Annotated in this window: 13 protein-coding genes, 1 tRNA gene and 1 pseudogene; 8 read left to right on the top strand and 7 right to left on the bottom strand. The window is 39.0% G+C overall.

From position 1 onward, the window contains the following. The first annotated feature begins 31 nt into the window (after window positions 1–31). Genes J580_RS16395 through J580_RS16385 form a run of 3 tightly spaced genes read left to right on the top strand, consistent with a single transcriptional unit; the run spans window position 32 to window position 2,593 of the window. Window positions 32–1,330, top strand: coding sequence for an FAD-dependent oxidoreductase (locus J580_RS16395; RefSeq protein WP_005066911.1), 1,299 nt, complete (start codon window positions 32–34; stop codon window positions 1,328–1,330). A 4-nt stretch (window positions 1,331–1,334) separates the two neighbouring features. Next, complete coding sequence (locus tag J580_RS16390; RefSeq protein ID WP_032004958.1) at window positions 1,335–2,162, top strand: SAM-dependent methyltransferase; 828 nt, start codon at window positions 1,335–1,337, stop codon at window positions 2,160–2,162. An 8-nt stretch (window positions 2,163–2,170) separates the two neighbouring features. Beyond that, window positions 2,171–2,593: a GFA family protein gene (locus J580_RS16385; protein ID WP_032004957.1), complete on the top strand. Its 423-nt coding sequence runs from the start codon at window positions 2,171–2,173 to the stop codon at window positions 2,591–2,593. A gap of 536 nt (window positions 2,594–3,129) precedes the next feature. Here the strand turns inward: J580_RS16385 and J580_RS16380 are convergent. Then, a complete protein-coding gene (locus tag J580_RS16380) occupies window positions 3,130–3,513 on the bottom strand; it encodes a hypothetical protein (RefSeq protein ID WP_005078582.1) in 384 nt (127 codons plus the stop codon). Window positions 3,514–3,678: 165 nt separating this feature from the next. Between J580_RS16380 and J580_RS23570 the strand changes: the two are divergent. Further along, window positions 3,679–3,820: pseudogene (locus tag J580_RS23570) on the top strand (hypothetical protein). A 3-nt stretch (window positions 3,821–3,823) separates the two neighbouring features. On the opposite strand, the gene J580_RS16375 reads toward J580_RS23570, so the two are convergent. Both J580_RS16375 and sxtP read right to left on the bottom strand, forming a co-directional pair. Next, a tRNA-Thr gene (locus tag J580_RS16375) sits at window positions 3,824–3,899 on the bottom strand. A 124-nt stretch (window positions 3,900–4,023) separates the two neighbouring features. Then, window positions 4,024–5,268, bottom strand: coding sequence for a multidrug efflux MFS transporter SxtP (gene sxtP, locus J580_RS16370; RefSeq protein WP_032004955.1), 1,245 nt, complete (start codon window positions 5,266–5,268; stop codon window positions 4,024–4,026). A gap of 139 nt (window positions 5,269–5,407) precedes the next feature. Here sxtP and sxtR point away from each other — a divergent pair, with 139 nt between their 5' ends. After that, window positions 5,408–6,328, top strand: coding sequence for a multidrug efflux pump transcriptional activator SxtR (sxtR, locus tag J580_RS16365; protein WP_032004954.1), 921 nt, complete (start codon window positions 5,408–5,410; stop codon window positions 6,326–6,328). Here sxtR and J580_RS16360 read toward each other — a convergent pair. Then, a complete protein-coding gene (locus J580_RS16360) occupies window positions 6,325–7,212 on the bottom strand; it encodes a DMT family transporter (RefSeq protein WP_032004952.1) in 888 nt (295 codons plus the stop codon). The two genes, sxtR and J580_RS16360, sit on opposite strands and share 4 nt — an antisense overlap. A gap of 229 nt (window positions 7,213–7,441) precedes the next feature. On the opposite strand from J580_RS16360, the gene J580_RS16355 reads away from it, so the two are divergent. Both J580_RS16355 and J580_RS16350 read left to right on the top strand, forming a co-directional pair. Further along, window positions 7,442–8,185 carry a hypothetical protein gene (locus J580_RS16355; protein ID WP_032004951.1) on the top strand — a complete coding sequence of 248 codons (744 nt, stop codon included), beginning with the start codon at window positions 7,442–7,444 and terminating at the stop codon, window positions 8,183–8,185. A gap of 19 nt (window positions 8,186–8,204) precedes the next feature. Then, entirely contained in the window at window positions 8,205–8,597 is a 393-nt protein-coding gene (locus J580_RS16350) for a hypothetical protein (RefSeq protein ID WP_032004949.1), read from the top strand. A gap of 47 nt (window positions 8,598–8,644) precedes the next feature. Here J580_RS16350 and J580_RS16345 read toward each other — a convergent pair whose 3' ends face one another. The 3 genes from J580_RS16345 to J580_RS16335 all read right to left on the bottom strand — a co-directional run bounded on the left by J580_RS16345 (window position 8,645) and on the right by J580_RS16335 (window position 11,584). Then, the gene (locus J580_RS16345; protein WP_032004948.1) at window positions 8,645–9,646 is read right to left on the bottom strand and encodes an aldo/keto reductase; all 1,002 of its coding nucleotides are present in this window, start codon (window positions 9,644–9,646) and stop codon (window positions 8,645–8,647) included. Between the two features lie 112 nt (window positions 9,647–9,758). Further along, on the bottom strand, window positions 9,759–10,661 hold the full coding sequence (locus tag J580_RS16340) for a helix-turn-helix domain-containing protein (protein WP_032004947.1): 903 nt from the start codon (window positions 10,659–10,661) through the stop codon (window positions 9,759–9,761). Window positions 10,662–10,783: 122 nt separating this feature from the next. Then, window positions 10,784–11,584, bottom strand: coding sequence for a GNAT family N-acetyltransferase (locus tag J580_RS16335; protein ID WP_032004945.1), 801 nt, complete (start codon window positions 11,582–11,584; stop codon window positions 10,784–10,786). Between the two features lie 694 nt (window positions 11,585–12,278). On the opposite strand from J580_RS16335, the gene J580_RS16330 reads away from it, so the two are divergent. Then, the gene (locus J580_RS16330; RefSeq protein WP_032004943.1) at window positions 12,279–12,830 is read left to right on the top strand and encodes a TetR/AcrR family transcriptional regulator; all 552 of its coding nucleotides are present in this window, start codon (window positions 12,279–12,281) and stop codon (window positions 12,828–12,830) included. Window positions 12,831–12,876: the final 46 nt, after the last annotated feature.

The raw sequence follows: 12,876 nt of genomic DNA, 5'->3' as shown, positions 1-12,876 counted from the left end.
CAAAAAAATTCTCGAAAAATGGGACATCATTTTGAATATCGCAATTATTGGCAGTGGAATGGCAGGTCTTGCGGCAGCAAGGATTCTGAAAGATGCAGGGCATACGATCACGATATTTGAAGCACTTCCTGGCCGGGGAATGGATAGCCATAGCATTGAGTTCGATGGTGGAATTATTGATGCACCGCTACGTGTGATGAATCCTCACTTGTGGAAAAATACACTCAGCCTTGCTGCTCATTTAGGCATTAAAACCTTCCCGGTTCGTACTTATATGTCATGTAGCTGGTTATTCGAAGATCGTACGGAAACATGGTTAACGACTTCTCGTAGCCGTATTGGTAATTTCCCGATTATCAATAACCGTAAAGGCATCCAGCAATATGGCTGGCGCCTTGTGAAAGGGATGTTGCAATTAAAAACTGCGATTCACCAGTTTTTCAAATCTAAAAATCAAGATATTACCCTCGCTGAATTTATTAATCAGAACGATATTGAGGAAGTATTCTGGCATGGTGTGGTCATGCCGGTGCTTTATACAATTTGTACGTGTAATCCAAAAACAATTGGCGATTGGCCTGCAAAAAACTTACTTGAGTTTTTACGTCACTTAACTGATGGCGACATGTTGTTGCGCATGAAAGGTGGCACACCAGCATTTGTAGATAGCTTGATTAAAGGCATCGATATTCATAGCGGATCGGCAATTAAGAAAGTTGAGCAACAAGGCGAAAAAGTACTGGTTGAAAACAGCCAAGGTGAACAAAACTTATTTGATCGAGTGATTGTTGCAACGCCAACGTCTAAAATCGATGAGTTTTTAAATCCTGAACAGTTTGCAGAAGATATGAACTTGCTTAAGCAATTCCGCTTTGAACAAGGCGATCTTGTGATTCATACCGATGCGACAGTCATGCCGCCACGCCGTAAAGACTGGTCAGTGTTGAGCTACATGATGGACCGTAAGTTTACGCGTCAGCAATTTACAGTTTGGATGAATGCGGTTGAGCCAACACTCGTAGGTAAAAATCCTGTATTCCAAACTTGGCGTCCAGTGGTCGATATTGACCCTAAAAAAGTTATTTCAAAAGTGACTTTAACGCGTGCGGTTGTAGATTCACAAACGGTTGCTTTAAACAAAGAATTGCAACAACGCCATTTAGACCCAAGCCGTAAAGTATTTTACTGTGGTTCATGGTCGTGCGATGGCTTGCCAATTTTAGAGTCAGCAGTTACTTCTGCCATGCATATTGCTGAAATTTTAGGTGCGCCTTTACCATTTGTAGGTTTAAAACCTAAGGTGGAAGTTGCCCCAGAACTCGGCTATTAAAATTGTGAAAACCAAAGTTCGAGCAGCTCTTTCGCGATTCATTCCTCATAAATATGCAATTGATGCATCAAGCTTAGGGGATGATCAAGAGCTTGCTTGGACAAATTTGGGTTTTTGGAAAAACACTCAAAACTACCGTGAAGCTTGTTGCCAATTGGCAGATCATTTGGCACAAGCTGTCAATTTAAATTCAAAAGATCATCTCTTAGATTTAGGCTGCGGACAGGGTGCAAGTTTGTTGCACTGGTTACAGCATTATCAGCCTAAAAGCCTCAGTGCAGTTGACTTACAAGCCCAATGTGTCCATAAAATTCAAAAGCTTATTCCCGAAATAAGCCAGATTTTTTGCGGTTCATTTTTAAATTTAAAACAATTTGAATTTAAACAATACTTCGATGTGGTGATGTGTATTGATGCCGCTTATCACAGCAATTTAAATTCATTTCTAGATTCCATCGCTCCAGTTTTAAATTCAAAAGGCCGATTAGGTTTTCACTACTTAATGTGTGCCGACTCATGTCAAAATATGACCGCTCTACAAGAACAAAAGCATCGTTATTTACTCAAAGCAGCAAATGTCGCTTGGGATAATGTGCCAAATGAAAAAATGCTCAGAGCTACCTTGGAACAACAAGGTTTTGTCGATATTCAAATTGAAGATTTATCTGAGCAAGTATTACTTGGTTTTTCGCAATATATTCAAAATCAACAAGGACAAAAGCAAAGCCGAGGATTGGCAAATTTTAAAATTCAAATGACTGCAAAGTTATGCCAACAACTCTACCAAAATGGATATGTACGTTATATTCAAATCACAGCAATAAAAAAATAGGATGAGCCATGTCAGCCAAATATCAAGGATCGTGTTTATGTGGAGCTGTGAGCTACCAAAGTGAAGCAGAGCCACGTTATAGCTTTAATTGCCACTGTCGAGATTGTCAAAAGGCCACAGGTTCAGCATATGCACCAATTGCTTTTTTTCACCAATCTGAATTGAAAGTAAGTGGTGAGCTGAAATATTTTGAGACTTTGGGATCTTCTGGCCGAGCTATTAAAAGAGCGTTTTGCCCGACATGTGGTTCTCAGCTTTTTGGCTTACCTGAAATTGCGCCTGAAATGATTTCAATACGTGCAGGTACTTTGGATGACCCGAGTCTCTATCAGCCTAGAGCAGAGGTGTTTGTGATCCAAGCCTATGCATGGGATACGTTGAACCCAAACCTTAAACATTTTGAAAAAATGATAGAGAAGAGCAAGAAATAAGGCTTAATTAAAGAAGCCAAATATTGCCAAAGTACAGATTAAAGTAAAGCTGACAATGGCGAAAAATAATATGGTTTTTCTAAATTTTAGCTGAGGCATTTTACTTACAATGAAAATAAGGCATGCAAGTATGGTCACTAAAGGTTGAAAAAGATTTGATGGCAAAGTAAACATCTCGTTCCTTGTTATTTTTAAATTTATTTTAGAAATAAAGTAATAAACTCATTATATCGTTTTCTTATTTAATTGACGAACAGAACTTGTTTATAAATTCATATTTTTATTTCCATGATAGATAAATCAAGTTTTAAATTTAAAAGAATCATGTACGCTTTTTCGTACATATATTCGGGAAATTGGCGTCTTTTTATGACGTGATAAATTGCCTATGATGAACTCATCAGGAACAGGAAGTTCCGAAACGTAAAACAACAATAATAAGTTTAAGCATCAGGACGTGAGGTATTACAGGAAGTGTACCTAGTAACGAAATACGAAAAAAGCCCAACAGGATGTTGGGCTTTTTTCATTTCTTATTAACGAATTTCTTTACCGCCTAAGGCTGCACAGTTAAATGGTGTATTCCATTTCACAGCAGTACCTGTGAGTACTGGGCGAACAATACGCCAAGGCCAGAAACCAAATCTTTGGCTTTGGTGATAATTAATTACCACATCTGCACCATACTTACGGGCAACGTTAGCTAATTTAGGTTTTACTTCTTCAAAGCCACCATAGGTTCCTTTTGCGGCTTTAATACGTTTAATAGATTTATAGTGCTCTGCTGAAGGAGTACCTTCAATTAAGCAAATAGGTGGATTTGTAGTGGTTTGAATTTGAGGTTGAGATGCAGTTTCTTGAGCATATGTTGTTAAAGGGAATGCTAGAAATAAAGCAGGTAAAATAAAACGAAGTTTCATACTTTTCCGTATTGGTATCTTAATGAATTAAAATTTATAAAATAGGTCTTATTTATATGACCTTATTTGGTGGCGCATTATAATCTTATCTTTTTCATATTTCTTGTTTTAAAATTATATTTTTTAATAAATTAAGAACGCATATTTTTCTATTAAAAGAATAAATTGGTTTTAGAAAAAAATTTTTGAAGCTCGAGTTTATAATAAAATTTTAGGTAAATACCTTTATTCAAAACAGTATGAATATACTATGCCTAAAACCACAGACAACAAAAAACCCCATAAATCAAATATTCATGAGGTTTAATGATGGTGCCGGCACACGGATTCGAACTGTGGACCTACTGATTACAAGTCAGTTGCTCTACCAACTGAGCTATGCCGGCGATTTGGTGAGAATTTTACAGTTTCTTAAAAAAATTACAAGCCAAAAAATGAGCATTTAAATTTTTTCATATCATTTTTAAATTCTTATTGGGTTTAGCCTGAAAAAGTTAGGGTTTCAACACATTAATGCGCTTTCGCGTGTTTTGTATAAATTACTAAAAATATTCCAAACAATGAAAGTACGACGGTTAAAACTACAATCGCATTCCATCCGCCGTGTAGCCAAAACCAACCGCCCGCCGAGCCGACAATACTTGAACCCATATAGTAAAAAAGTAAGTAGAGTGAACTGGCGTGGGCTTTAGCTTGTTTACTTTCAGCACCTACAGAACTACTCGTAAGCGAGTGGGTAATAAAGAAACCCGTGGTAATAAATGCAATACCAATAATAATGCCGAAAAGAGAGCTGAGTAGAGTCATGAGGCTACCCACAATCATGAGCGCAAAGCCACTCATCATCATGGTTTTTTTACCGAAACGCTCGGCTAGCGTTCCTGCCAACGATGAAGACACCATGCCAAAGCTATACGACAAGAAAATAAGGCTAATTTGTGTCTGACTGAGTGAATAAGGCGCTCCACTTAAACGGAAAGTGGCATAGTTAAACAGGGTCACAAACACACTGGTGAGCAAGAACCCAATGGCAAACAGGCGTAATAATTTTGTATTGCTTAAATGAGCACGCCACATTTGCATGTGAAAATCTAAATTTAGCCCTTTTTTCTGCACAAAATTACGCGAAGCAGGCAGTAGTTTTAAAAAGGCAATCGAGCAAATAAAACAGATTGCTCCAAGTAAGCCTAAAGCAGTTCGCCAAGAAAAATATTCAACCAAAATACCCATGCCGACACGGCCCATCATGCCACCAAAAGCCGTACCTGCAATATATAAACCCATAGTTTTACCTAGGTGCTCAGGTGCAATTTCTTCGGCAATCCAAGCCATTGTCACTGCGGGAACACCACCAAGCAATAAACCTTCTAACGCGCGTGCCATCAGTAAACTGTGCCAGTTTGGGGTAAACATTGAGACAATATTAAGAACTGCTGCACACAGCATGGACGTAAAGATTACACCACGACGGCCAATCGCTTGTGAAAACGCGCTTGATAGCACAATCGAAATCGCTAAAAAAGCAGTCGTTAATGACAGTGCCAAAGAGCTACTCGCAGGGCTAATCTGGAAGCTTTGGCTAAATGCAGGTAAGAGTGGCTGTACACAATAAATCAGAGAGAAACTGGCAAAACCTACGAGGAATAAAGCAAATCCTGCGTGTTTATAGGCTTTAGTCCCTTTGTGAATCCACTCACGGGAAAGAACAGAAGTTGCCTCAGTACTTAAAGTACTGGGTGTAGATGAAGAACTCATATCATGACCATGACAGAAAGAAAGTGCAGTGCTTGAAGGCGTGCTGCATCGAGAAAATTCGATAAATTAAAATTAGCAATTTGAATGGTATTTTTCTAATATATTTAACAATGGGTCATGATATGTTTTATATATAGCGATGGAACTAAGACATATACGCTACTTTTTAGCGGTAGCAGAAGAAAAAAACTTTACCAAAGCTGCGCAACGCTTAAACATGAGCCAGCCGCCTTTAAGCATGCAAATACGAGACTTAGAAGAAGAGCTGGGTGCAGATTTATTTATTCGATCACCTCATGGGGTAGAACTGACCGAAGCAGGGCTTGCCTTTTTAAATGCCATTCAGCCCGTACAGCAGCGTGTAGAAGATGCAGCAAGCTTAGTTAAACAAGTGGCAAATGGCGAAGTGGGCCAATTGCGATTAGGCTTTACAGGCACTTCAATGTTGAACCCTCTCATTCCTAAATGCGTTCGCTATTTTCAGCAGCAATATCCTAAAGTGGATTTAAAGCTTGAAGAAGCCAACACCTTACTTCTCATCGATTTATTGCTTGAAGACCGTTTAGATGTCGCGATTATTCGTTCGCCACGTAATATGCCGGACAGCCTCATTCTTCAAGAATTATTAGCAGAACCACTCATTGCGGCTTTACCTTCAGAGTCTTTTCAACTCGACGATGCATCACCAGAAATTGATTTAACGGCACTGCGAGAGCTTGATTTTATTGTCTCGCCACCTTCCATTAGTGCAGGGCTTTTTGATGCGATTAAACAAGCCTGCCATGAGCGTGGCTTTGAACCGAAAATTGGACAAAATGCCCCGCAAATTGTGTCGATTTTATCGTTGGTGTCTGCAAACTTAGGTGTGTCTTTGGTGCCAGAGTCGACCAAACAATTGCAAATACAAGGCGTGGCTTATCGCTCTTTGAAAGCGCCTGTCCCTACGGTGGGTTTAGGGCTTGCTTATAAGAAACATGCCCCTTCGCAAATGGCAATTAATTTTGCCAGTGTGGTGCAAGTGGCTTGTCACCACGCCAACGAAATAAATGAAATCAGCTAGTTTGATTTCGGCGCTCTGTTCATTAAAAAAATGCCTGAAATAATAAAAATCGCGCCATATAAAAACGATAAAGTCGGCTGTTCGTGAATGAAACCCCAAGCCATAAGTGCTGCAAAAATCGGTTCTGAAAGCTCAGTCACTTGTACTTTGGCTGCACTCATATAAGACAATGCTTTAGTGGTACAGAAAAAGCCGAGTATGGTTGGCAGAACAGCTAAACCAATCAAACCTAAAACAATGTCATTATTAAAATTAATGCTGTGAAAATTAATTAAAAACGGAACCGCAAGATAAACGCTACCAAACAGCAATAAATATTTAGTCAGAAACAGCCCGCCGTTTAATTTGAACTTTTTCACTAAAACCGAAAATAGGCCATAACCTGTACCGGCAATAGAAGCATTGATCAGCATTAAAAGGCTATTTTCACCTTTCCATGAAATGATACTAATCCCCGCAACAGCCAATAATGTTCCAATAAGCGAATGAATGTAGATGCTTTCTTTTAAAATGAATCGACCAAAAAATAGGGCAGAGATGGCAGCCGAAGCCATGAGTACCACCACAACATTAGCCGCAGCACCATGGTTATAGGCAATGGTCTCAAAAAAGAATAAAGAGAAAATCCCTAAAAAAGCACATATGGCAATTTGAGTAAAAACGCTGAGTTTACTTGGCGTGCTACTAATAAAAGCAATCTTTTGGCTAACAGGCACTTTAAATAAAAAAACACTTAAAAAGAAAAAGGCGATAATGGTTTTTAAAAAGGCAATGTCTTGCGGGTTTAAACCACTGTGCATGAGTAATTTACTAATTACACCAATAGAGGCATTGAGTGCAGCTGCACAAAGCGCAAATATGCTTCCAATAATTAGATTATTCACTCTTATAATTCTTCCTAAGTTTTACGCATGCAGTCTACAATATTTTTTGGATGAATATTCAACAAAAATAACCAATTAACGCTTAATATTTTCAATGATTTATTTTGAATTGATTTAATAAATTCTTACTCAAGACTAAAGGCATTCTATAGACTTTTGTTTCAAATAATTGTGATTTAGAGCGCCAGCTCATATTATATAATTAGTTAATTATTAAAGAATTTTAAAAATGATTAAATCAATTATTACAGGCTGCGCGGTTCTTACACTTTCAGCTTTGGCGGTCACGCATGCAGAGTTTTCTTATGAACAAGAGCTACAACAAAGCTGTAATAAAGTGAAGCAATACGCGAGTTTAGGTAAGAAATTCTACGACCAAAAACAATATAAAAAAGCGCTCGAAAACTTCCAAAACCAAGCCTCTTGGACTGCTTTTTGTAAAGCCAATGAAGATGAAAACACAGTTAAATTTACTGACCGTGATATTGAAGTTGCCAACAATAACGTGGGCTTAGCCTACGCCAAATTGGGTCAGCCACTTTGGGCAAGATCATGGTTTATGCTTGATGAAAAATCAAAATCGAGCCAATTTAATCTTAAACAGTTACCCCAACCTAAAGCATCAAATGATTTGTCAGGTGAATATGTACGTTACTCAGGTTTTGGTGAGTGGGATCACATCACGGTAAGTCGTAAGCAGGGCCAATATGCAATCAGCTATGCCGGTTTATATATGGGACTTAGAAGCTTAATTTATGGCCCAAACATGGGTGAGTTTGACACCAAAATGCCGAGCAATAAAAAGCAAACGGTCTATAAAAATGAAGACTGCCGTATTCAGCTCGATTTTAAATCTAACGCGAAATTAGGAAATTATATTCAGGTCAAACAAAATGAAGGCAACTCGGGCTGTGGCTTTGGGCATAACGTATATGCAGACGGAACTTATTTAAAAGTTGAGTCTGGAAAATAAAAACGATAGGAACACAATAATGAAAAATATATTTGCACCTCTAATACTTCTTTCAACGGTTATTTTTTCTGCTCACATTTATGCAGAGCCAACTAGCACATGCAAAGAAGTAAAATTCCAAAAAGCCGATGAGGTGTGGAGTGGGCACTATTATTTAAATGGCGTGATGGAAGTCGGTTCGGAACTTTTACTTCAACCAGATGGCAAGTTTAAATGGATGCTTGCTGTGGGTGCGTTAGACCAATATGCCGAAGGCTCATGGTGGAAAAACGGTGACTGTATTGGTTTAAAGCCAGAAGCTAAATTTAAAAAGGGTTTAAGTATTTTCCCTGAAAGCCTAACGATTTCAGATAAATCTTTAGACGCGATCTGGGACGGTGGACGCCAACAAGGCACATATAGCAAAGACTAAACTAAAAAAGTCCGACACTGAGTCGGACTTTTTTTATGGCTTATATATTAGTGGTTGACCGCAGCAAGTTGCTGAGCGTTATAGCGCGCGCCCATGTTTGGGTATCTCGCGATAATCGCTTGAATTTCTGCCAAATCTGCTGCTGTTAAATGAAGGTCTACTGCACCCGCATTTTCTACAAGGCGTTCGATTTTACGCGTACCCGGAATTGGAATAATGTCGTCACCTTGCGCCAAAATCCAAGCCAAAGCCAGTTGAGCCGCTGTCGCATTTTTGCTTTGGGCAAAGTCACTAAATGCTTGTGCCAAGCTTTGGTTATTTTTCCAGTTATCGCCTTGGTAGCGTGGCAACTGACGACGGAAATCGTTTTCATCTAGGCTACCCACATCAAGCGTATTGGTGATTAAACCACGCGACAGCGGTGAATACGGCACAAGGCTAATCCCTAACTCACGAATGGTTTGAAAGTGCGTATCTTCCAGCTCACGAGTAAGCAATGAATATTCGTGTTGAACTGCTGCAATTGGGTGAATTGCATGCGCTTTACGAATAGTTTCCGCCGACGCTTCACTAAGTCCTAGATAACGAACTTTACCTTGTTGCACCAAGTCAGCCATTGCACCAATGGTGTCTTCAACTGGAATGTTTGGATCAATGCGATGCGCATAATACAAATCAATTACGTCTGTATTTAAGCGTTTTAAGCTATTTTCGACCGCAACTTTAATCCACTCAGGTGAGCCGTCGATATAAGACTCTAAAGAGTTTTGCGGGTTAAGGTTGTCTTCTTTATAACGGAAGCCAAATTTGGTCGCCAAGAACACTTTGTCGCGGTTTTTCTCTAAAACTTTTGAGAGCAAAACTTCGTTTGCGCCGTTGCCGTACATGTCGGCAGTGTCCCAAAAGTTAATGCCGAGGTCTAATGCCTTTTCTAGAGTGGCAATGCTTTGTGTGTCGTCTGAGGCACCATAGGCAAAGCTCATTCCCATGCAACCTAAACCAAGTGCTGATACTTTTTCGCCTGTTTGTCCTAAAGTTCTATATTTCATTTTTCACACTCTTTTTTGCAAAATCACTTGAGTAGAAAAACTATAAAATGCTTTGGCTCAAACTGACGTATAACATTCAAACCAATAATTATAAAATTCAAACAATATGTTTTTAGGCCACACAATCTTCACGGAACTTTTTAGGTGAAAATCCTGTATTTTTCTTAAAGAAGTTGGTGAAATATGCTGAATATTCAAAACCTAAGCTATAGGCAATTTCGGAAATATTCCAACTGGTATGTTGTAGCAGCGCTTTGGCTTCTTGCGTAATGCGCGAGCTAATATGGTCAGAGGTGGTTTTACCTGTAGCTTCTTTTACAGCTCGGTTTAAATGGTTCACATGTACCGACAGACCATAGGCATAGTCATTTGCAGTTTTGAGTTTAAGCTGAAAATGTGGCGAGTCGATCGGGAACTGGCGCTCTAATAATTCAAAGAATAAATGGCAAATCCGAACCGCAGCATTACTATGTTTTTCAAACTGTTGGGTCGGTTGCATTTTCATGGCTTCATGCACAAGTAGGTGCAAATAGTTTCTTAAAACGTTGTATTTATGAATATAGTCTGAATTTATATCATTCATCATCTTTTTGAAAATAAACGAAATTTCTTCAACTTGTTGGTCATTTAAAAAATACAGCGGGTCGCCATCGGCTTTAAATAGCGGTGAGTCTTTTAAAAAGCTTTGTCTAGATTCTTGATTTACAAACTCTTCGGTAAATAGACAAAACCAGCCTGCTTGTTCGGGCGAATTAATTTCCCATGCGTAAGGAACCATTGGGTTTGAAAACAGTAAAGCAGGGCGGTCTACTCGTATCCAGCGATTAGCGTAGTGAAGTTCGCCTGTGCCTAAAACCAGTGAAATTTTATAATAATCGCGGCGGCTATAAGGCGTGAGAAACGAGCAGGCATCGCGTTGGAACACGTTAAAATGTCCAAACGAGGTTGATGGAACCGAGTAATCGCTATCTCTGGTTAAAGAAAAGCGGCGATAAAAATCATGTATGGTTTCCATGTCTTTGCCTGCATGCGTTATCAATTTAATTAAAGTTATAAAATTCAAACTTTATTTACTGTAGCTTTTATTTATAGCTCGATCAATCGGGTCATTTAAACAGTTTTGAAAATGAATGATTTTTATAAATACTCTGGGTAGGCAATGTAAGAAGACTCTACACATTCGAAGCCCATTTGCCGATAAAGGGTAACCGCTGGAGTGTTATCAACGTCGACAATTAAGTGGGCAACTCGTCCAGTTGCAACAATCCGATTCACTGCAAATTTTAAGATGCGTTCGGCAAAACCTTTTCGGCGATAAGCAGGGAAGGTATATGTGCCGCCAATAGAAACGAGTCGATCTGTTTCTATGCCTAAACGCACAACCGAAATGATCTGTTGATCTGCTTCAAGCACAATAATTTTTTGTTGTTGAATTAGAGATGCCCAATCAGGTGTTTCATTTACTGAGCGCTCTTTATTGTATTGATGCTGATATTCATTAAGGCGCGCAATGTCCGAAAGTTCAGCTAAGCGGCCTTGAGCTTCAGAAAATTGGCGTGAGCAAACCATGATCCATTGATCATATTCTCGTAAAATACGCCCTTTTTGTTTGATCTCCGCATGTAATAAGTCTTGTCCGATGGCGGTGGTTACAATCCGACGCGGTTGAAGCTCTAAAATAGATTTGCAGAGTAATGAACCAGATGATGCCTCTGAGGGAACCCAAAAACAGGTACCGCCAGCAACGATGACCGCGACTCCTAGTAGTTGCTCGGCGTTTTGTGAGTTATACAAACGTAAGAGTTGCCACTCGGCATTGGTAGCTTGTGTTTGAGCAAGAAAGGCCATCGCCCCAATAGAATAATTGGACCGATCATCAAGCCACTGAAAGATAATTTGATATTCTTCTGAACTGGTGGGAGGTCCTTTTATTATCATTATTAATTACCTATTCAGATGATGAACTCAATCATAGTTCACTATCCTACATTTTTATTATCATTACATCGTTAAATTTAAGTTGAAGGTCTTTTTAGCTTAAATATCTAATTGAATAAACAACAATAATTATTTAACCAATTTCCATTCAACCTTACATTGACACTCCAAAACTCGCGGATTATCCTTTGCCTGCTGGCCACATTGCCAGTCGGTTTTAGCAGGCCGTATTTACCCAAAGCACACGAAAAAGTCTCTCTTTTTTGTGGGCATCCCTACGTGTCCCTCTCTGCGGCGGAACGGGAGGGGGACATCTTCGGATGTGCTGATTTTTGGGTAAATCAGTCTGCTAACCCCTTTTCGTTTCGCCACCATAATCATTTAGCAGTGATGTGGCGAAGCTTCTTAATTACCCAAGGAGTTCGCTCATGCGTACTATTTCATCTCTCTCATTGGCAACCTTCGCCAAAATCTTTGACTCTATACCTAACTGGTCTTTAAAACGGTTTAACCGACTCTAGGTTTTAAGCCATAGGTCATTACGACTAAAAAATCATAGCAACAATAAAACCCGAGATAGGCGAGCACACCATTTTTGTGCTGCTTTTACACGCCTGTATTTAGTGCTCAATTTAAGAGTGATGGCACTTCTATCTCATTTATTTACAACAAAAAATTATTTTAAGCGGTATACATGAAAAATTTAGACGCTTCACGTAGAGCATTACACGTGATTGATACGGCAACAGATTTATTTAAACAATATGGCTTTAATAAGGTCGGGGTAGACCAAATTATTGCCGAATCTCAAATAAATAAAGGTACGTTTTACAACTACTTTCACTCCAAAGAAAGATTTATTGAAAGGTGTTTGGTCACGCAAAAAGAGCAGTTACAAGCAAAAGTGAGTGTGGTGAGTGAGTTTTACCAAAATGCAGATTTGTCCGATCAACTCAGGCAAATTTATCTTTTACATGCTGACTTAAAAAGCGCGTATTACCTGTTGTTTAAGGCGATTTTTGAAATTAAAAAGCTTTATCCAAATGCGTACCAAACCGCACTCAGATATAGGCGCTGGCTTAAAAATGAAATTTTCTGTTTGCTCATGGAAACCAAAAAAACAGTTTCCTATTCAGAAGCGGAGATTTTTGTATTTATGATTGATGGCACAATTCTTGGGCTGTTAAGTTCAGATGAAGAAAGGGAAAGAGATGCTTTGCTTGAGTATTTTTTAGAGAGGGTTTGAGGGGGGAAAGGCCTAGCTTTAGACCTTTTTTAAACTTAAAAATTTG

Source organism: Acinetobacter sp. 1542444 (assembly GCF_000581835.1).
Lineage (GTDB): Bacteria > Pseudomonadota > Gammaproteobacteria > Pseudomonadales > Moraxellaceae > Acinetobacter > Acinetobacter pittii.
The sequence above is the reverse complement of the archived record's forward strand: the minus strand, read 5'-3'. Positions and strand labels throughout refer to the sequence as shown.